20 protein-coding genes are annotated in these 18,893 nt (G+C 40.8%); 13 read left to right on the top strand and 7 right to left on the bottom strand.

The window, feature by feature from the left end:
- Nucleotides 1-132: 132 nt before the first annotated feature.
- Nucleotides 133-330 (top strand): hypothetical protein, encoded by a 198-nt coding sequence (locus tag FQ608_RS14275; RefSeq protein WP_158858915.1) that lies wholly within the window; start codon nt 133-135, stop codon nt 328-330.
- 64 nt (nt 331-394) lie between these two features.
- On the opposite strand, the gene FQ608_RS14270 is transcribed toward FQ608_RS14275, so the two are convergent.
- Both FQ608_RS14270 and FQ608_RS14265 read right to left on the bottom strand, forming a co-directional pair.
- Nucleotides 395-934 carry a hypothetical protein gene (locus FQ608_RS14270; RefSeq protein WP_158858917.1) on the bottom strand — a complete coding sequence of 180 codons (540 nt, stop codon included), beginning with the start codon at nt 932-934 and terminating at the stop codon, nt 395-397.
- Between the two features lie 53 nt (nt 935-987).
- The gene (locus FQ608_RS14265; protein ID WP_158858916.1) at nt 988-1,197 is read right to left on the bottom strand and encodes a hypothetical protein; all 210 of its coding nucleotides are present in this window, start codon (nt 1,195-1,197) and stop codon (nt 988-990) included.
- A gap of 256 nt (nt 1,198-1,453) precedes the next feature.
- On the opposite strand from FQ608_RS14265, the gene FQ608_RS14260 reads away from it, so the two are divergent.
- Nucleotides 1,454-1,651: a hypothetical protein gene (locus FQ608_RS14260; RefSeq protein ID WP_158858915.1), complete on the top strand. Its 198-nt coding sequence runs from the start codon at nt 1,454-1,456 to the stop codon at nt 1,649-1,651.
- A 219-nt stretch (nt 1,652-1,870) separates the two neighbouring features.
- On the opposite strand, the gene FQ608_RS14255 is transcribed toward FQ608_RS14260, so the two are convergent.
- The gene (locus FQ608_RS14255) at nt 1,871-2,083 is read right to left on the bottom strand and encodes an alcohol dehydrogenase catalytic domain-containing protein (RefSeq protein ID WP_199856384.1); all 213 of its coding nucleotides are present in this window, start codon (nt 2,081-2,083) and stop codon (nt 1,871-1,873) included.
- 171 nt (nt 2,084-2,254) lie between these two features.
- Between FQ608_RS14255 and FQ608_RS14250 the strand changes: the two genes are divergently transcribed.
- The 5 genes from FQ608_RS14250 to FQ608_RS14230 all read left to right on the top strand — a co-directional run bounded on the left by FQ608_RS14250 (nt 2,255) and on the right by FQ608_RS14230 (nt 11,720).
- Complete coding sequence (locus FQ608_RS14250) at nt 2,255-2,422, top strand: hypothetical protein (protein ID WP_158858914.1); 168 nt, start codon at nt 2,255-2,257, stop codon at nt 2,420-2,422.
- Between the two features lie 633 nt (nt 2,423-3,055).
- Entirely contained in the window at nt 3,056-6,553 is a 3,498-nt protein-coding gene (locus tag FQ608_RS14245) for a hypothetical protein (RefSeq protein WP_158858913.1), read from the top strand.
- 11 nt (nt 6,554-6,564) lie between these two features.
- Entirely contained in the window at nt 6,565-10,482 is a 3,918-nt protein-coding gene (locus FQ608_RS14240; protein ID WP_199856383.1) for a DUF6443 domain-containing protein, read from the top strand.
- Complete coding sequence (locus FQ608_RS14235; RefSeq protein ID WP_158858912.1) at nt 10,424-11,218, top strand: toxin-antitoxin system YwqK family antitoxin; 795 nt, start codon at nt 10,424-10,426, stop codon at nt 11,216-11,218. Before FQ608_RS14240 ends, FQ608_RS14235 begins: the two co-directional genes overlap by 59 nt.
- 238 nt (nt 11,219-11,456) lie before the next feature.
- On the top strand, nt 11,457-11,720 hold the full coding sequence (locus tag FQ608_RS14230; protein WP_158858911.1) for a hypothetical protein: 264 nt from the start codon (nt 11,457-11,459) through the stop codon (nt 11,718-11,720).
- A 582-nt stretch (nt 11,721-12,302) separates the two neighbouring features.
- Here FQ608_RS14230 and FQ608_RS14225 read toward each other — a convergent pair.
- Entirely contained in the window at nt 12,303-13,181 is an 879-nt protein-coding gene (locus tag FQ608_RS14225) for a hypothetical protein (protein ID WP_158858910.1), read from the bottom strand.
- Between the two features lie 160 nt (nt 13,182-13,341).
- Between FQ608_RS14225 and FQ608_RS14220 the strand changes: the two genes are divergently transcribed.
- Both FQ608_RS14220 and FQ608_RS14215 read left to right on the top strand, forming a co-directional pair.
- On the top strand, nt 13,342-14,463 hold the full coding sequence (locus tag FQ608_RS14220; RefSeq protein WP_158858909.1) for an MBL fold metallo-hydrolase: 1,122 nt from the start codon (nt 13,342-13,344) through the stop codon (nt 14,461-14,463).
- Between the two features lie 93 nt (nt 14,464-14,556).
- Nucleotides 14,557-15,180 carry a GyrI-like domain-containing protein gene (locus FQ608_RS14215; protein ID WP_158858908.1) on the top strand — a complete coding sequence of 208 codons (624 nt, stop codon included), beginning with the start codon at nt 14,557-14,559 and terminating at the stop codon, nt 15,178-15,180.
- 211 nt (nt 15,181-15,391) lie between these two features.
- Here FQ608_RS14215 and FQ608_RS14210 read toward each other — a convergent pair whose 3' ends face one another.
- Nucleotides 15,392-15,967 (bottom strand): YdeI/OmpD-associated family protein, encoded by a 576-nt coding sequence (locus tag FQ608_RS14210; RefSeq protein ID WP_158858907.1) that lies wholly within the window; start codon nt 15,965-15,967, stop codon nt 15,392-15,394.
- 218 nt (nt 15,968-16,185) lie between these two features.
- On the opposite strand from FQ608_RS14210, the gene FQ608_RS14205 reads away from it, so the two are divergent.
- Nucleotides 16,186-16,539 (top strand): bleomycin resistance protein, encoded by a 354-nt coding sequence (locus tag FQ608_RS14205; RefSeq protein WP_158858906.1) that lies wholly within the window; start codon nt 16,186-16,188, stop codon nt 16,537-16,539.
- Nucleotides 16,540-16,563: 24 nt separating this feature from the next.
- On the opposite strand, the gene FQ608_RS14200 is transcribed toward FQ608_RS14205, so the two are convergent.
- Entirely contained in the window at nt 16,564-16,713 is a 150-nt protein-coding gene (locus tag FQ608_RS14200; RefSeq protein WP_158858905.1) for a hypothetical protein, read from the bottom strand.
- Nucleotides 16,714-16,873: 160 nt separating this feature from the next.
- Between FQ608_RS14200 and FQ608_RS14195 the strand changes: the two genes are divergently transcribed.
- From FQ608_RS14195 to FQ608_RS14185, 3 genes are read left to right on the top strand one after another with little or no spacing between them, the layout of a single operon-like run.
- Entirely contained in the window at nt 16,874-17,422 is a 549-nt protein-coding gene (locus FQ608_RS14195; protein WP_234364211.1) for a dihydrofolate reductase family protein, read from the top strand.
- Nucleotides 17,419-17,880, top strand: a complete 462-nt coding sequence (locus tag FQ608_RS14190; protein ID WP_158858903.1) for an SRPBCC family protein — start codon at nt 17,419-17,421, stop codon at nt 17,878-17,880. The genes FQ608_RS14195 and FQ608_RS14190 overlap by 4 nt, the downstream gene beginning before the upstream one ends.
- A 37-nt stretch (nt 17,881-17,917) precedes the next feature.
- Entirely contained in the window at nt 17,918-18,202 is a 285-nt protein-coding gene (locus tag FQ608_RS14185; RefSeq protein ID WP_158858902.1) for a methyltransferase domain-containing protein, read from the top strand.
- 130 nt (nt 18,203-18,332) lie between these two features.
- On the opposite strand, the gene FQ608_RS14180 is transcribed toward FQ608_RS14185, so the two are convergent.
- Complete coding sequence (locus FQ608_RS14180; protein WP_158858901.1) at nt 18,333-18,707, bottom strand: GxxExxY protein; 375 nt, start codon at nt 18,705-18,707, stop codon at nt 18,333-18,335.
- Nucleotides 18,708-18,893 lie beyond the last annotated feature (186 nt).

Raw genomic sequence — 18,893 nt, 5'->3', positions numbered from 1 at the left:
CAGTCGAAACCGCACCCCTCGTCTGGGTGTAGTATCCACTACACCCATCTATCACTTAATTCCTCAAGAAACGAAATCTTCTAAAAGCCATTTGCAATGGCTACGATAAACTGCTTTTGATATAATCCGAGCATGACACCAACGGCAACCACGCTGAAATTAAACCTTCCATTTGAGGTGGATTTATTGCAACCGGGCGTTTTCCAATTACAAATTGGAGGGGATTTCAGCAAGGTAAACCCAAAGACCGAGAAATTCCTCACGAATCATTTTGGTTTAGTCCATTACAAATGGCCGGAATCCAGTTTCGTTTCTAAAGTAGATTTGTGATAATTGGGTGTAGTTGCAAACGACACCCAGAAGGGCTTTAACGATTCAATGGTACGGCCTTCAGTCAGAGGTTTGCGCTGCCGTAGGTAAGGTTGGTATATACGCCATCCGTAATGCGAACCGTTTCATTGTTTTGGGGATTTACCAGGTCGAATTCGAAGATGCCACTTATCCTTCTGGTGGATAAATCAGAACTTTTTACCATCGAGTATCCCGATTCCTTTCCATCAAAGGTCGGTACTGAAATTGAGAAGTCCGTATCTATCATCATCCCGATAGTTCCCACGCTTGCAGGCTCATTCTCAAACATATCCACGTAGAGGGTATCGCCTATATATGAAAAGTTGGTCCCATAAGGCTCAAAGTCATTGAATCCGATTACGAGTTGTATTCCTGACGCATCTGTAGCTCGTATATCAAACTGTTTTCCCCTGTCATCCCCTGTCAACGTATTTTCAAAAGAAACCGCGGTAAATGCCACGCCGTCGATTTTGCAGGTCAAGGAGGCTTCTGCGGATTCCGACCCGTCGTCACCAGAACATGATGCAAATAGAAATGCAGCCAAAATTGCTCCTGCCGATAAGTTAAATAGTGATGCTTTCATGGTGTGTTGTTTTTAAAAGGTATAAGAAATAATTAATTTATTGTTTTTAAAAGTTATTGTTTTCCCATTTTAATATCCGATTGATCGGTTTGATTGATAAAAAAATGAAACGTTTCGATCAGCTGGTATTCCATCTCAAATACAGCATGCCCATGGCGTCCTATTTTCTCAAAAACATCGTGATGATTAGGCTGTTTACAGCCACTATTGTCTAATTGCTTTTCCGCCACGACTTCGCCTAACCCCCAAAAATAGTTTTGCATCTACTAAAAAGTCAATGCGAATTCATCGTTCGTCTCCAATACTGACACAATACTAGAAGTTTTCTGGTTAAGATGCAACTACCTATTTCTTAGATATTTTGACCTCTTAAAAAATACTCTAATCAACTAGAAAAAGTCAGCCTCGTCTGGGTGTAGTATCCACTACACCCATCTATCACTTAATTCCTCAAGAAACGAAATCTTCTAAAAGCCATTTGCAATGGCTACGATAAACTGCTTTTGATATAATCCGAGCATGACACCAACGGCAACCACGCTGAAATTAAACCTTCCATTTGAGGTGGATTTATTGCAACCGGGCGTTTTCCAATTACAAATTGGAGGGGATTTCAGCAAGGTAAACCCAAAGACCGAGAAATTCCTCACGAATCATTTTGGTTTAGTCCATTACAAATGGCCGGAATCCAGTTTCGTTTCTAAAGTAGATTTGTGATAATTGGGTGTAGTTGCAAACGACACCCAGAAGGGGTTTTACATCTACTAAAAAGTCAATGCGAATACATCGTTCATTCCGATGTAATAATAGAAGTTTCCCGGTTAAGATGCAACTACTTTTTTCTTAGACAATATCCTAACCCAAGAAAAAAACCATCAACCCATCAACTAATTCATCAACCTACCAACTTATAAACTAATTCATCAACCTATAAACCTATAGACCCATAGACCCATAGACCCATAAACCCATCAACTCATAAACTAACTCACGCCCAGGTACCATGGTATAAAGAGCCATTCCCAAGTCATCCCTGACAAAATGAATATCTGTATGACAAACCCCACAAAATAGGATTTTAATGGAATCGTCATGAGGACCCGGTTCCCGCCTTTCAATGCTAAAAGGTGCCTGCGTTTTGTGCCGCATAAGCTTTTACAGTAGCCATAGTTATTTTTGGAATAAACTTATCGAAAAAGCGAAGTCAGGTGTTAGGACGATTATTCCAACTAGTAGAAATATTATTCCAGAGATGAGAGTTGGGTAGCTGTTTTTGGAGCCAAGTAACGGTGGTTTGGTTAAATGGGTTTCTAGAATTAAGTGCTTAATTATTTTTCCTACCTGACAAATAAAGATTTTGACAATTGGCAGGACCTGATGTACACGGGCGGATTTTACGATAAGGCCCACTTTTTCAGGGACCTCTGTTACTTCAAAGCAAAAACGCAGAACTACAAACGGGCGTTGGTAGAGTTGCTGGGGACTTAGGTTTGGGGTGAGAGTTGGAGGTTTTCTATAGGTTTGATGTTTATCTAAAAATGATTATGCTTAAAACATAAATAAATGAAAAACAGCTATTTAAAAAGAGGTGTCTAAAATAAAACGTAATTTTTTACCAAAATTATTTGCATTGTTTTATTTATTTTATATATTCGAAATGTGCTTTTAGAGCCAGTTAAACGTATTTTAATATTTATTGGTCGGGTTTATTGCTATTTTGTCTCCGGTCCTTTTTTAATTCGGAAATGTTGAGTCTTGTCTTAAAAAAGGTTTCAATTACGTTGTATTAGCTGTTTGATTCAAATTAACAAAGTTTCTTTATCTGTATTCAATTTACATCATGGAGCTTTGAGTTTACTCCGAATTGCAAACCTAAGTTCTACATGTGATATTCGGTTATTATTTAAGCAGGATTAGGTGGTTTACCCTTCCATAAGAGAGAAGGAGTATACCTTCTATATACGCCAATGTTGGATCCTAAGCCAAAAGGGAAATAAGTTGGGTTTTTTTATTTGAGTCGGGTTTTAGGTCTGCTGGATTCAATGTGGTAAGGACAATACAGTCCTTTGACCCTTAGGGGTTTATTGATTAATTCGTTTTCATTCTTTTTCTTTCTTAACCATGAGAAATTCTCCCGGATTATTTTCATTTGGCACCACTATGCCTTCTTCGATCAAGAAAATACCATATGCCAGAGTATTCATACTAATGTTATTTTTAAGTTTCCCGCATCTTTTTGCAGTGGCACAGGAAAACAGATTCAGGGGTCAAGTAATCCCACCGTCTCCCGAGGTAAGTGCCTTGGCCAAGTTTGCCGATGTCACCATATCCAAATACAGCGGCTTGCCCAACGTTTCCATTCCTATCTATACCATATCCCAGGACGATTTTGAGTTGCCCATCGAATTGGTTTACCACCACGGGGGTATCAAAGTGGAGGAAATGGCCGGTTGGGCCGGATTGGGCTGGGCATTGAATGCCGGGGGCAGCATCAGCAGGACCGTCAAAGGAATCCCGGATGAGGCTTTTGGAGCCACTTCCGGATATATCAACCATCAGCGAGACCCGGAGAGTTTTTCATGGTTCCAAACATTGACGTATTTTAATAGCTTTAATAAAAGCGAGATAGACTTTGAGCAGGATATTTTTTATTTTTCCTTTGGTAGTTACTCCGGGAAGTTTGTATTGACGAAGGATCGAAAGGTTTCCTTTATCAATGCCAGTAACCTGGATATCAGTTTTACTTTATCCAACAACCGCTTTGTGGAGTGGCGGGTAAGGGATCCAAAGGGAAATACTTACTATTTCCGGGAGGTTGAGCGTACGGTGTCTGAGCCTTGGGTTAGCAGTCGAAGCCAGAATTTTAACCGTTTACTTGATTCGGCCTGGCACCTCTCGGAGATTGTTACGTTTAGAGGTAAATCAATCAAATTCACCTATCAGAGCTATACCCATAACTATTTTAGAAGGTCGATGCAAACGGCCTCATATTTTGTAGCGGGAGGTTCCAGTACAGGTGCCTGCCGTCAAGACCGGGTTGAAAACAGTTGGGCAGAATATAATGTAACGGGGAAGCAACTGGCTAGAATAACCTTTGATGAGGGTTCATTATCTATTGTTAGTGTGCGTGACCGGGAGGATTCTCCAGCGGGTAGACTGAGAAGTATCACGGTCCGCAACGTTAATAATCGGATAATCAAGTCCTTTGATTTGGTCCATGACTATTTTTTCAGTACGCTGAGCAATCTTGCCATGAGTCTTCCTCCGCAAATCCAAAATGCTACCCCTACTAAGAGGTTACGACTCGCGAGAGTTCTGGAAACCACCTCTATCCCTCATCTGGTCCATTCATTCGAGTACGAAGGCAATAACCTTCCTCACCTATTTTCGCAGGCACAGGACCATTGGGGATATTATAACGGGGTATTTAATCAAAGTTTGCTTCCCCAATACATGCGCTTTAGGCAGGCCAATGCTAATAGACTGGTAAGCCCAACATATGCCAAGTATGGTTGTCTTAAAAAAATAACATTCCCAACCGGGGGGAGCATCACCTATGAAATGGAAAGCAACACCAGCCAGGTGACCCTCAAGGACTACAATGATTTTTTTGCGCCGTTGGCAATCGATACGAATCTGCCAAAATATTCGGTAACGGTGAACCAGAATAATCGGCGGGCAACCCTGCAGGTGGAGCCTCAATTGAGTCTGGTTGATTCCATCAAGTGGTTTACTTATACAGTAAACCTTCCCACCCCCGTCAACTGTGATGGCGGATCCAGAGACTGTGTGGGCACACTTGACGTTTCCCTTTATTCAGCTAGAGTCAAACACTACGTAAGTTTAACCTCCACTCTTTTCAGCGCAGGACAAAGTCAGGGGCGGATAGGGCTTAAGGCTGGAGAAACGTATCTGTTTAGCATAGATGGTCAGACTAACCAGATTCAAGGTGTAAGTGCTGCAGTAGTGGGACACATGAATCCCCCAATGGTGGATGAAACAAGACAAATAGTTATAAATGTAGGTGGCCTGAGAGTAAAAGAAATCGTAAAGGATTTTATTACACAAAAAGAGAGGGTAAAGTTTTTGTATGAAATGCCTGACAATACCCAAACTTCCGGTGTATTGGCTTCCTTTCCAAAATATGATTATTTGATCATCAAGGAGACAGATTTAATCGATTTGCGTGGAAATCGGCATGTTTTCCCCTGCTTAAAATTTGAACTAAGGTCGGTTTCACAAATACCACTGGGCAGTAGTGGGGGATACTTCGGATATGCCAATGTAAAAGAAATCAAAGAAGTTGACAACCGCCAAATCCGGACAGACTATTCGTTTTATTCGGCATTGGAATTTCCCGACAGTGTAAGATATGAATTTCCTTTTGGGGTAGTTGAATCCGAGGAAACCAGCAGAGGTTTGCCGAAGAATGAAATTTACTTTGCTCATACGCTGGTAGGATTAAAAAAATCGAAAGAAATCTGGTACCATTATGACCGCATAGTAAACACCACCCATTCAAATTTTTTTTATGCATGCACTGAATACCAAACTTCAGGTTGTAAAAAGATTTTTCTATTCAAATATACAAATTCATCAACCTGGAATCCGCTTCGGGAAGTTACGGAAATAAACTATGAGCCTGAAAGCGGCAAATCCATCCAAGAGGTTCAGAAAAAAGAGTATCACCCTTCGTATTTTTTGCCAATTCTTGAGCAAACAAGCGTCAACGGAAATTCCGAAACAACCGAGTACTTTTACCCTTTTAACGCTTCGGGACTGTATCCAACCCGTGCAGCATCCACTGCGATAAATCTACTTCTGCAAAACTACCGGATTGCCGACCCCCTGACGGTCAGAAAAACAATAAATGGAGTAAGGGTGGAGGAGGACCGTATGCAGTTTCTAGTTAGGAACCAACTGCCCGTAGTGGTGGCTGTTGAGCGGCTCTTAAATGGAGGGGCATCACAAAAGGAATTGGATATCCTAATGCACGATTCAAACCACAACATCATTGAGCAGAAACCCCGAAATGGACCATTGGAAACGTTTCTGTGGGGATACGGACAGCGGCATGTGACAGCCGCAGTGACAAATGCGAAGTCCACAGAGGTGGCCTATACATCCTTCGAAGCTGGAGATAAAGGAGGGTGGATTTTTTCAGGAACCCCTATATCTTCCCAGTTGGCGAAGACGGGCACGTCTTATTACAACCTTAGCCGTGGAAGCATAACTAGTACAAATGTACCCGCCAACAGCAGCAGACCCTTTAAGATTTCCTTTTGGGCAAGACGGGGAGCCGGCTCGATGCTTTGGACTTTTATGGGAAAAAGCGAAATTCTCTCCACCCAGTGGAGACTTATAGAAAGGGAGATTACGGGGAATTCGGTTCAGATAATTGGTCCTGACATATGGATTGATGAACTCAGGCTCCATCCGAAGGATGCCCAAATGGTCACGTTTACCCATGAGCCGTTGGTAGGGATTACGTCAATGACCGATCAGAGAAACCAAACCACCTACTTTGAATATGACGCCTGGGGAAGAGTCGGTGCTGTCCGTGATGCGGATAGAAATGTTTTGGAACACGCTGCTTATCACTATCAAAACGGATTATAACTTTTTTACCCATGAAAAAATTTCTAATTATTGTCAGTTTGCTATTGAGCGGGAAATTGGACGTTCCCCAGGCAATAGCCCAACAAAAGGAAAATTATGTCTACCGGTATCATGCCAAGGAGCCTTTGAAAAATATCCAAGACCTAGTAACAGGGTCAAGCACTCAATCTACTAAGTCGGTCACCTATTATGACGGGCTGGGCCGCCCAAAGCAGACTATCCACCAACAGAGTTCGGCTGCTGGTTGGGATCTTATTCAGCCTATTCAATATGACGCGGCTGGGAGACAAACACGGGATTACCTCCCGTATGCCAGAAATAACGGTGCGCAAAGCGGAAATTTTAGGTCAACTGCTCCAAGTGAACACGCTGCCTACTTCAGTTCTCAATATTCCGGGGATGGACATGGCTACTCGGAAACACAATATGAGTTTTCCTCGCTGGGAAAAGCAGACAAAAAGGGCTCTCCGGGAAATCAATGGCGTATCGGAAGTGGCCGGGAAGTCATCTTGATAGAACGACCAAACCGCCCCGATGAGTCAGTACGGAAGTGGGAAGTAAACGCAGACGGCTTGCCATCCACATCAGATACGTACAAGGAGGGCGACCTATGGGTAAAGGAGACAGTCAACGAGAATAAAACCAAAACAGTGGAATATACCGACCATCTTGGAAATGTGGTCTTGCGGAAAGTTCAGATTTCGAATTCGCCATCAAGCCACCATGCTGGGTGGTTGAGCACCTATTATGTGTATGATGCTTTCGTTGACTTGCGGGTAGTTATTCCTCCCAAAGCGGTGGCATTTCTAACAAATAATTGGGCTGCCTCCACACAAATCCAGCTTGCTGATGAACAGTATTATAGGTACCGGTATGACAATCGGAAGCGGATAATCGAGAAGAAGATACCAGGTAAGGGTTGGGAATATATGCTCTATGACGAAAAAGATAGGCTTGTTGGAACCCAAGATGCCAATCTCCGCTCCAAAAATCAATGGCACTACCGGCTCTACGACGTATATAATAGGGAAATTGTGCAGGGAATAGTAGTGGATGGACGGGATAGGAGCCAGATTCAGCAACGCCTAGGTACTATGACTCCTGTAGATTTTGAAGTAGATTATTTCAAAGGGTTAATCAGCAACGGTACGCTGACTAATGCTTCAGCCAATAGGACTATTCCGGGGATCAATTCTGGCTTCCCCATGCAGATAGGAGAAATGTTACTGCTGAATTTTTATGACCATTATGATTTTAACTCGTTGGGAAATTATACTAGACTATCCATAATACATGCGATTAGTTCAAACTCTGTTCAGGGGTTGCAGACGGGTGGGCTGAAAAGAAATCTTCAAACAGGGAAATTTCTAGAAGCCACTTTTTTTTATGATAAAGATGGCTTACTGATCCAACAAATTTCAGAAAACCATATGGGAGGACTGATTAGGCAATCCACCGCTTATAATTTTGAGAAGAAGCCAATATCAGTTACCCCACAGTTGCTGGGACCAACCAACCTCAACGTGACAAAAGGAATAGATTACTTTCCCAACGGTGCTATCCGGCAAACTACTCACAGGATTGGATGGGGACAGACTATCCAACTGGTGAATTTTCAATATAGCCAAACAGGTGAATTGATCCAAAAAAGAGTTCATAATTCGCTGGCCAACCTTGATTTTAGATACAATATTCGTGGATGGCTTACCCAAATCAATGAGGCGAAGGGAAGTAATCGGCTTTTTGGGATGCAACTGTATTATGAATCAGGTGCGGATGTAAATAACTGGAATGGCAATATTTCCCGGGTCGACTGGAAAGGGAGGGATTTGGTTTCCCGTAGTTATGATTACCGCTATGACTTGGCGGATCGGATTACCCAGGCCTCCTATGCTGTTCCCGGCACCCCGGCCCAAAAAGGAAGATACTCCCTAAGTGGGCTAACCTATGATCCGAATGGAAATCTACTTCGGTTAGTTCGGAACAATCAGCAGACCGAAACGCTTTTCACCACTGTGGATAACCTCAGTTTTAATTATCTTCCACACAGCAATAGGATAAGCAAAGTTACCGACACGCACACGAATAAGAATTACCTAGCCCATGATTTCAAACCGGGAGGAAGTGTAGCGTCTTATAGCTATGACGGAAACGGTAATTTGAAATCAAACGGTGATAAACAAATTCGGGAAATCACCTATAACTTCCTGAATCTGCCAACAGAAATTACTTTTGAGTCTGGGGAGAGGTTGATTTTTACCTATGCAGCCGACGGAACCAAGCTCCGTCAGGAATTTAAGCCGACATCAGGTCCATCCAAAATCATCGATTACATCGGGGAATTTGTTTTTGAAGATGGGAAGCTTGATTATATAGTCCATGATGAAGGCAGGGCAGTGCTGGAAAATAACACATACCATTACGAATACTATATCAAAGACCACTTGGGCAATGTCCGTCAGGTGATAAGGCCGCAAGTTACTGAAACACTCCTTGCCACAATGGAACTAAACCGTTCCACGGTGGAGGAAAAAGAGTTTGAGCGGGTTAGGGAAAGCCGCCAAAGTGGGGCGGAGCACAACGTAACTCCCGGCGGAAACAACATAGCTTGGCTAAATGCGTCAAGAGGCCGAATACTAGGTCCAGCCTGGGAGCGGGAAGTTCAAGAGGGGCAGGAATTGAGCCTTTCCGTGTATGGCAAATATAGAGATAAGGGCAACTTAAAAGTTTCTCCGTTGGTGTTTGTTTCCTCAGGAGCCAAAGCCAAACTTGTGACTCAACTGGGAGAACTGTCCAATACAACAAAACTTTCTGCCGTTCCCAATGCGGTCACAATTTTAAGCGTAATTGATTTGCTGATCAAAGAAGTGCAGGCCAAACCCTCTCCCGAAGCCTATATGATGTATGCGCTTTATGACAAGTCCGGAAAGCTGTATGCCCAAGGCAAAAAAGCCTTAAGCACCAAAGCGGCGGGAAAGCATGAATATTTGACCGAAAATATTTATATTAGCAAGGATGGAAAGATGGAGGCTTTTTTGGTAAATGAGACGGCCGAAGATGTCTGGTTTGACGATTTTGAGGTACAAAGTAAGACACCACTTATCGTTCAGGAAAGCCACTATGATCCTTGGGGAGTGCAGTTAAGCGGTTTGGGCTATCAGTATAAGGGCTTTAAAGAAAACAGGTACTTGTATAACGGCAAAGAACATATTGCGGACAAGCAGTTGGCCTGGTACGACTACGGCGCAAGGATGTACGATCCCGCTGTAGGCAGGTGGTGGGTGGTGGATCCGTTGGCGGACCAGATGAGAAGGCATTCTCCGTATAATTATGCCTTTAATAATCCACTGAGGTTTATAGACCCAGATGGGATGGCACCATGCGAATCTTGTCCTGAATTGGATTTTATAAAAACCCAATTAGAAAGTCAATATTCATATATTATTTCTAACATAGAGAAAGCTTACAAAGATTTTAATAGAAAAGTAGATGAGGTGGGGAAAAATGTTTCCGGATTTTTTAAAGAATTGGATGAGAAATTTTCAAGTGGAGGGTCAGGCAATGTGCATGTGTCTGATGTTTTTAGTGGAGATGATTCGAAGGTTCGGGAAGGTAGAGTTGATGCCGTGATTAATGTGGATGATTTTATTTTACCTAACCTCCGAACTGGACCTGCGAAAAATAGCGCCGAAGGCTTTTTACAAGGAGTTGAGATGGGAACTATAATTATGGGTTTTGGAAAGGATTTGATGGAAGGAAATTTAGACTCAACATATATAAGTGGGAGCGGGAACAATCATTCAGATGGTACGGTTTCTGTTGATGTTATAATCGGTAAAGATACATTTAGTTTACGTACAAAAAACATAAATGAAACAATTAGACTTAGAGATGATCCAAATGTTAAATGGTCTAAAAATAGGCAATAAATTTTGCTTAATTTCCGTAATTTTATTTATGACTTTATTTTCATCATGCAATAAAGCAGATCCCTATAAGTATAAATATACAACGGGAGATGTATTTCAGGTTTCACTAAATGATTCTATGTATGTAGATATTAAATGTTATGAAAGCGGTGTTATTGAGACCATAACAACGAAAGATAGATTCGGAATGAAAAATGGGTTAAGTTTGGAGTATCATCCTAATGGGATGTTAAGGAATAAGTATTTCTGGGAAAATGATACAGTAGCCGGTGGTTATTGGATTTACAATGATATTGGAGAATTGCAAGTCTATTATACCTATGTTGGTGGTGAGAAAAACGGAGATATGTATGAATATGACAACAATACCAATATTAAGTCTCATTTTCTGTTTGAAAATGGAAAAGCTGTTTTCGTAGCTTACTATGAGAAAGGTCAAAAAAATATTAGTTCCGCAATTCCTATTTTTAAAAATGAAATGATTAATAATGACAGTATTTATAATGTAAGAATAACGTTTCCTTTTCCATTTAAAGGTGATTTGGAAATATTTCTTAAGGATACTTTGGATTTTAACTTAGAACAAATTGACAAGTATAATATTGATCTTACCATTACTAATTTTGATGAACGTTGGACGGCGTATGAATTTTTGCTAGAATATGAACCTGTAGAGGGTGACAGCTTAAGTAGAACAGAACAGGTCTATAAACGGGTATTGGAACTTGATAGATGATATTTAAGGTAGCAGAGTTAATAGCGGTATTAATTTTAACCAAAAGTATTATAAAAAATGATATTATTTGCATCAGAAACAAACATTATTCGAAAGATACCCATGTAATAAATTAATGGGGTTAATATGGTGGTCCCACCATATTCCGCTTAATAAATCCCGGTTTGGTTGATTGAGAAAGAAGGATTTGAACCTTTCGGGTAGAATTAGGTAATATTGAAAATGTAATGGACGGCAAATGTCTAATAAAAACGAAACTTTTGTGTTCCCATTGATTATGTCCATTATGTTTATACTGATAGGGGGAGCCATGATTTTAAAGGGAATGGTTGGTATTGGTGTAAATTCTAGGACAAAGATGGTGTCTGGATATGGTGGACATTTGTTGATTTTGGCTGGGATTATATTTTTGGTGGTCACCTATTACAGCATTTCTCCTTTCAGTAAGTTTAGAAATTTGGGAAAGATGTTTACTAAACGGAGAAAACATCCCAAACTTTAACCTAATATGGTCGGAAAATATGAGAATGTTCACGGTCTTTTGGAGTTATCGTTGCAAATAGAGAAGCGTTCGCTGAAAAAGTTGGGATGAATGAAAATCAAAAGGTTTTCTATAACACTGTAATACCCAGTGTAAATCACCTTGGAAACTGGAAGCTCAACAGTTATTATAAGTTGACTTTCGTTTTATTTTCTATTTTCCTCTCTTTGGTTGTGTATGCCCATCTAAAAGTTGATAGGGACAAATGGATTGGCAGATATAAGAAGGCACTAAGCCCTTAGAAAAGATGGGTAGACCTCAGTACAATGCAGATATATGGAATCGGTCTACAAGCGGGTATTGGAATTATTTTCTTTCTACTAAGATATCAGGGCTACGCCCCTAGGATTCGTTATACTAATTTCGATCTACAGCGGTTAAGGACCGATGCTTTTTTGGTTCATGGTTCGGTTTCCGCAGTAGAAAGATTTCAGGGCTAACGCCCCTCTGTTTCGAGACTTTATTTCTACTAAGAAGTCAGGGTTAGCGCCCCAATGTTTGGTGTCAATTTCGGTCTTTTCTATCATTGAATAACTTCCCCAATCAAAACCTTTTGGTCAAATCAATACTCACATTACCTAACCAAATTCTACCATTTTGCTGATCCAATTCTGATTTATCTGAAATACTGAGTTCCGGACTGGGAAAGGAAAATAAAAATTTCAAGTCTCTACCGGTAGGTACATTTTCAAAAGGGTAGGTAAATTCAAATGATTTGGTTTCCTTTCCTTTGATGACTGACATCCAATCCAACGTCCAATGCAGTTGAGATTCAGGTTGTTCATGGGGGATTTTGTTTTGCTGATATCCCAAGTTTGGGTCAAAAAATCCAAGTCCGTTGGTGAAATAATGAAATAGGCCTTCTCCCATTTTATTTGGATCTAAAAAGTAATAGTTCTGGTTGTCATGATTTCTTAGTTTAAATCTGAATTTTATCTCGTTTCCCTGACGTGAGATGGATTCAGTTACTATGGAAAGTCCAACCCTGTATTTATTATGTTGCTTTAACACTGAGACTATTCTGGGATCACTTCTCGGGTCTTGAATACTGCTGCCTGATCCACTTTGGAAATCACCAAAGCTGATTCGAAATGCAAAATCCCCAAAACTATCGATTAATCGTTTAATATGCGGACCGGTTGGAATAGTCGATAGGTAAAGTTCATGAATTTTTAGTGGGTAGATCTCAAACCCATTTACTAAAATGTTTGCGCCTTGAAGTTTGTCGTAATCTCCAGCGAGTCGGTTGTTTTCATTGAGGTAAACGATATGGGTAGAAAAATCGTAATAATCGATGTCGGACAAATCGAGAACTACCTCGCCTTGGTTTACAATTTTAAAATCTTCAGGGGACCCATCGTTCCCATCGGTAATACAACCGGACATCAAAAATAGAAGGAATATCAAGTATCTATTTTTCATTGTTTTGGAATTTTAGGCCAACATAATATTTTCTTCCAATCCTAAGACGTAACTCCTTGCTATCATGCTACAAAATATAAAAAAAACTAATCCACTCGACAAACAAAAATGAATCTCACAACATGACTGAGTGATTTGACGTTTCGTACATTTGCTACAAATGAAAAGATTCCTAACTATACTAAAACGCACCATGATCATTTTCTTTGGCATTAACCTACTGGTGGTTATCGCTGGATTTTTGTATTTACAACAACCGATTTTCGGTAAAGCTCCGAGTGGGGAACGCTTGGAAAGGATAAAGTTATCCCCCCATTTCAAAAGCGGAAGATTTGAAAATTTGAGTAACACGCCAGGATTATCTGAAGGGTATTCTTACGCAGGCATTATATACAACCAATATTTCAAAAGTCATCCCAACCGGGAACCGCAGAAACTAATTCCCACCACTAAAACTGACTTGCTGCAATTGGATCCTGAGGAAAACGTTCTGGTTTGGTTTGGGCATTCATCTTATTTTATGCAGCTGGAGGGTAAAACTTTTTTGGTTGATCCGGTGCTGAGTGGGAATGCATCTCCCGTGCCTGGTAGTTTAAAGGCCTACAAAGGAACCGACAGATATATCGTCGAGGATTTTCCGGAAATTGACTATTTGCTGATCAGTCATGACCACTACGACCACTTGGATTATACTACCATTGTTGGGCTTCGAGATAAAGTAAAAACCGTGGTCTGTGGGCTGGGAGTAGGCTCACATTTTGAATACTGGGGCTATGCGCCCAATGTAATAATTGAAAATGACTGGAACGAAACCTTGGACTTCGGTGACTTGAAAATACATACGACTACGGCCAGGCATTTTTCCGGCAGAGCCCTCTCCAGAAACAATACCCTCTGGCTTTCTTATGTCGTAGAAACTCCAAACCGAAAAATTTATGTGGGAGGGGACAGCGGCTACGAATCCCATTTGGCTGAAATCGGGAACATCCACGGACCCTTTGATCTGGCTATTTTGGATAATGGACAATACAACGTTGCCTGGAAAGAAATACATTTCAAGCCCGAGGAAGTCGTACAGGCAGCCATTGATCTACGGGCCAAACGTCTTATGCCTGTTCATTCCTCCAAGTTTTCTTTGGCGATGCACCCTTGGAATGAGCCTTTGAGTGAAGTGTATAAATTTTCCCAAGAACAAAACGTTCCTGTGGTCACGCCAATTATAGGCGAGAAGGTAATGCTTGACGATGATACGCAACTATTCAACCAATGGTGGATCGAATAAAATGATAGTGGTGGATCTTGTAATGGCAACCCTGCACCGGCACATTGAATAAACCGATTTGACTTTGAACTTCCTCTTCCAAACCCAAAATCGATGGAAAAACTTGATCTTACCAAAAAGTACAAAAGCTACTTCACCGCAAAAGCATTCCCTGAATTGGTGCAAATTGAACCTGCACAATATGTTTCCATCTGCGGTAAGGGCGAGCCTGGTGGGCAGGCCTTTTCCGACAGGATAGAAGCGCTGTACACAACGGCTTACACGCTCAAGTTTAGCATGAAGACCAAAGGTCAAGATTTTGTGGTTTCCAAACTCGAGGGGCTTTGGTGGTTTGATGAAATAAAATACCCCAATATGACCATCGACACCGCCCCTGTTGAAGTGCCAAGAAGTGAATGGGAATTTAGACTTTTAGTTAGGTTACCTGAATTTGTGACAAAGGAAGATACAGAAACTGCAAAGGATGTAGCCTATGCTAAAAAAGGAATCCAGCTGATTAAGGAGGTCTCGTTCTATACTATGTCAGAAGGGACATCCATCCAAATGATGCACATAGGGCCTTTTGCTAATGAACCGGAATCACTAAAGCAGATTATGGCATTCTCAGAAAAACACAATCTGGAAAGAAACGGACGACACCATGAAATCTATTTGTCTGATTTTAGAAAAACAGCACCGGAAAAGCTAAAGACTATTTTAAGAGAGCCGGTAAAGTAGTCCTGGTGGCTTGTGCGCCAAGTTTTCTTAGACCTTTGAAGTTTTTTAAAGCTCGAAGGTCTTCTCTGAATCAATAAAACCTTCGAGTTCCTAGAGATCTCAAAGGCTTAGTTCAGACCTTTGAGGTTTTTTTCCAAACCTCGAAGGTCTTTTAGAAGTCTTGCGTAATAAAAACCTTCGAGGTCGGAAAAGACCTCAAAGGTTTAGACGCTTATCCTCTGATCTTGATATTCCTTTTGCAATAGTCTATGATTTCGCCGATCCGCTTTTTTCTGGTTTCTTCTCTTTTTGCCTGGCATAGCCAGTGAAGATAACTTTTCCGGTAGGAGCGTGAAAAATTCTGGAAATTATTAAACGCATCAGGATGCATTTCAAAAGCCGTCTCTAAATCCCCCGGGATTACTCCTTTTTCTACATCATCGAAGCTGTTCCAGCTTCCGTTCTCTATGGCTATTTCAATGGACCTTAAGCCGCTTTCATGCATCATCCCATCTGCTACCAGTACTTCAATATAGGCCTTGTTGATGGCACTCCAAGCACTTTTGGGTTTACGCTTTGTGAAATATTGCTTACGCTTTCCCTGGCCAAGGCTATAGGATGTAGAATCAATCCAACCAAAGCATAAGGCAACCTTAACGGCTTCCTCCCATCGCATGGATGGCATTTCATGGCCAACGGTATATAGTAATAAATAAATACCCGATTCAGTTTCATGATTTTTCCCCAGCCATTCCCTCCATTCCTCAGTATTCTGAAAGTAAATTTCCTTTACATCACTCTTTTTCATGTGTTTATAATTGTTTTTTAAAGGTCACATGGAATCTCGCAATTACAATCATCCCTCCGTGCGTCGCCTGCGTCATGCTCGATTTCATCAATAATTTAAGTTCTGGGGTTGCAAAAAACTACAATATTGAACAGCAATGGGGTATGGCCAATTACTGTAGCTTATATAGTTAAAATTAGGAATAATTTTCGGTAAATTAGCAGTACAAACTAGATAGGATGCTTACAGCCATTCACCCCAAATTGCCCATGCGGGACAAGAATAAGACCCGAGCCTATTACAGTATTCTTGGGTTCTCAGAATTTGGCAACACTGATTATAAGGGATATTTGATGGTGCAAAAAGACCACATACAGCTTCATTTTTTTGAGTTCAGCCAGTTGGACCCGTCGGAAAACTATGGGCAGGTCTACATTCGAACGGACGATATTGAGGAACTCTATCAATCACTCCTTGACAAACGAATCCCTATTCATCCCAATGGCCATCTTCAAACAAAACCCTGGGGACAAAAAGAATTTTCGTTACTGGATCCGGACAATAATTTGCTGACGTTTGGACAAGAAATATGATAACCCTTGTTCCGCAAACCTGCCTCATTCTGATACAGCATCTTTCCAGTATTTTTCAATATAGTCTTGGGCTTCCTTAACGGTCTCATCCTGATGCGTTTTTTGGTTGGAAAAAATAATGAATTCCGATTGCTTGTTTCTGCTGATATCTATCTGAAAAATCTTGGAACACATCAAAAATAATTGTCCTGATCAACCCTTAATATTGTCGGTTTTACACCCTTTATAAGTTCCAGTTAAATGATAAATTTGAAAAAGAATCGTAACACAACAAACATATGGACAGAGATGGCTTTAATACCGAAATAGTTGAATGGAAACTCGAATGAGAAAGATGACCACATTTCTTTTCCTAACGCTTAACGGTTTTTATAAAGGGCTAAATAACGATATCAGTTGGCATAATCACGGGGAAGAGGGCAATGCATACTCTGAGCGGCAACTGGAGGCCGGCAATATTTTTCTTTTCGGTAGAAGAACCTATGAGATGATGTATAGCTTTTGGCCTACAAGAATGGCTTATGACCAATTTCCTAAGGTGGCGGAAGGGATGAATTCGGCAGAAAAATGTGTGATTTCCAATTCGTTGAAAACAGCGGATTGGAACAACTCAAAAATTATTTCCAGAGATGCAGTTCATCAAATCATTCAACACAAACAATCATCTGGGAAGAACATTACGATTCTGGGGAGTGGATCAGTCATAACTCAACTGACCGAAGAAAGAATGATTGACGAATATCAACTCTTGATTGATCCAACAGCTATAGGCAAGGGGACACCTTTGTTTGAAAACATTTCTCAAAGACTGGACTTGGAATTGATTGATTCAAACGTATTCAAAAATAGCGGATCTGTATTACTTACCTACAAAACAATATGAAACGAAAACAATATAAAGTCGAAATCAATGCGCCAGCCGAAAAGACCTACGATGTGATGCTGGGACTTTCCGAAAAAAGCACCTATGACCAATGGACATCCATTTTCAGTCCCACATCAACCTTTGAAGGGAGTTGGGAGAAAGGCGGGAAGTTGTACTTTATAGGTTTTGATGAAAATGGAAAGAAAGGCGGTATGGTAGCCAGAGTTGTAGAGAATACTCCCAGTCAGTTTGTATCCTTGCAGCATTACGGCATTTTAGACGGTGAGCAAGAAATAGTAGAGGGGCCACAGGTCGACGAATGGGCAGGTGGATTTGAGAATTACACCTTTGAGAGGAATGGGGAAAAAACAGATGTAACCGTAGACGTGGATGTTACGGAGGATCATTTGGAATACTTCGACACCACGTATCCCAAAGCATTGGAAAAATTGAAGGAAATAGTAGAAGCCAGTTGAGGGTTATAGCCGCTACCTGTTTGGTTAATCTAATAATATGCCGGAAAAACTCTCGGAGCGTATCTCAACCTTAGTTCATGCCTTGCCCTTATATCCGGGAATTCGGGTTTTGGAAGTTGGCTGTGGCCCAGGCGCAGCGGCAAGGGCCGTTGCGGGAAAAATTGGCAATGGATTTATATTAGCCATCGACCGCTCCGAAAAGGCTATTGGCAAGGCTATCTCCAATTCCCAAGAAGCGATCAAAACGGGTAAACTCTCCTATCGTATAGCTGAGATTGGAAAATTTCAACTCGAAAATTGGGGGATGTTAGGGCAAAACTGAAAAAACGAAATCGCAATTTAACTAAATCCTCTATTAGGGATTTACAGATGTTTTTTACATGCTGTTAACTCCTAAGTATTCATCCCTTCATCAGTGCATCTGTGGCGTTCTTTTCATTCATCTGTGACTTTTATAATATTAGTCTTTTATAATTCAATTTTAGTTCCCCGAAATTTACGATCATCGCTATCTTACATTGAGATACTTTGAGGTAATTTATTGCTTGTGCAATGTGTTCATCCGCAATCCCTTTTCGTCCTTTGATTTCTAATATAACATTATTCGAAACCACAAAGTCGGCATAAAATTTATGTAGTAAAATCACTCCTTTATAATTGACGGAATATTCTTTTTCTCTTTCATAGAATATTCCGGCGCTTTTAAACTCTAATTCCAGTGCATCTTTATACACGGTTTCAAGAAATCCCGCGCCCAAATTGTTGTGAACTTCCATACACACGCCTAAAATTTTGTAAGTTTCTTCTTTCAAAGGGAAATTGTCCATATGCTAACTTTTTTTGGTTGTAGTTGCCTCAGATTGTTTTTTTTGAAATACAAATATTGTTTTATACCAAGAATTCTGTTCTCCAAACTTTTATCTGTGCATCCGTGCCTACATATCTAAATAGTTTAATGTGCCACAGATGCACGGATGGGTTTTTACTGCCAACGTAAACATAAGTTCTCCAAT

Source organism: Lunatibacter salilacus, from assembly GCF_009797935.1.
In the GTDB taxonomy this organism is placed as follows: Bacteria; Bacteroidota; Bacteroidia; order Cytophagales; family Cyclobacteriaceae; genus Lunatibacter; species Lunatibacter salilacus.
Note: the sequence above shows the minus strand (reverse complement) of the source record. Positions and strands in the feature narration are given on the sequence as shown.

Bases quoted from the DNA above. Each gene is read 5' to 3' on its own strand.
- FQ608_RS14275 (WP_158858915.1), top strand. From the start codon at position 133: ATGACACCAACGGCAACCACGCTGAAATTAAACCTTCCATTTGAGGTG.
- FQ608_RS14270 (WP_158858917.1), bottom strand. From the start codon at position 934: ATGAAAGCATCACTATTTAACTTATCGGCAGGAGCAATTTTGGCTGCA.
- FQ608_RS14265 (WP_158858916.1), bottom strand. From the start codon at position 1,197: ATGCAAAACTATTTTTGGGGGTTAGGCGAAGTCGTGGCGGAAAAGCAA.
- FQ608_RS14260 (WP_158858915.1), top strand. From the start codon at position 1,454: ATGACACCAACGGCAACCACGCTGAAATTAAACCTTCCATTTGAGGTG.
- FQ608_RS14255 (WP_199856384.1), bottom strand. From the start codon at position 2,083: ATGCGGCACAAAACGCAGGCACCTTTTAGCATTGAAAGGCGGGAACCG.
- FQ608_RS14245 (WP_158858913.1), top strand. From the start codon at position 3,056: ATGAGAAATTCTCCCGGATTATTTTCATTTGGCACCACTATGCCTTCT.
- FQ608_RS14240 (WP_199856383.1), top strand. From the start codon at position 6,565: ATGAAAAAATTTCTAATTATTGTCAGTTTGCTATTGAGCGGGAAATTG.
- FQ608_RS14235 (WP_158858912.1), top strand. From the start codon at position 10,424: ATGAAACAATTAGACTTAGAGATGATCCAAATGTTAAATGGTCTAAAA.
- FQ608_RS14230 (WP_158858911.1), top strand. From the start codon at position 11,457: ATGTCTAATAAAAACGAAACTTTTGTGTTCCCATTGATTATGTCCATT.
- FQ608_RS14225 (WP_158858910.1), bottom strand. From the start codon at position 13,181: ATGAAAAATAGATACTTGATATTCCTTCTATTTTTGATGTCCGGTTGT.
- FQ608_RS14220 (WP_158858909.1), top strand. From the start codon at position 13,342: ATGAAAAGATTCCTAACTATACTAAAACGCACCATGATCATTTTCTTT.
- FQ608_RS14215 (WP_158858908.1), top strand. From the start codon at position 14,557: ATGGAAAAACTTGATCTTACCAAAAAGTACAAAAGCTACTTCACCGCA.
- FQ608_RS14210 (WP_158858907.1), bottom strand. From the start codon at position 15,967: ATGAAAAAGAGTGATGTAAAGGAAATTTACTTTCAGAATACTGAGGAA.
- FQ608_RS14205 (WP_158858906.1), top strand. From the start codon at position 16,186: ATGCTTACAGCCATTCACCCCAAATTGCCCATGCGGGACAAGAATAAG.
- FQ608_RS14200 (WP_158858905.1), bottom strand. From the start codon at position 16,713: ATGTGTTCCAAGATTTTTCAGATAGATATCAGCAGAAACAAGCAATCG.
- FQ608_RS14195 (WP_234364211.1), top strand. From the start codon at position 16,874: ATGACCACATTTCTTTTCCTAACGCTTAACGGTTTTTATAAAGGGCTA.
- FQ608_RS14190 (WP_158858903.1), top strand. From the start codon at position 17,419: ATGAAACGAAAACAATATAAAGTCGAAATCAATGCGCCAGCCGAAAAG.
- FQ608_RS14185 (WP_158858902.1), top strand. From the start codon at position 17,918: ATGCCGGAAAAACTCTCGGAGCGTATCTCAACCTTAGTTCATGCCTTG.
- FQ608_RS14180 (WP_158858901.1), bottom strand. From the start codon at position 18,707: ATGGACAATTTCCCTTTGAAAGAAGAAACTTACAAAATTTTAGGCGTG.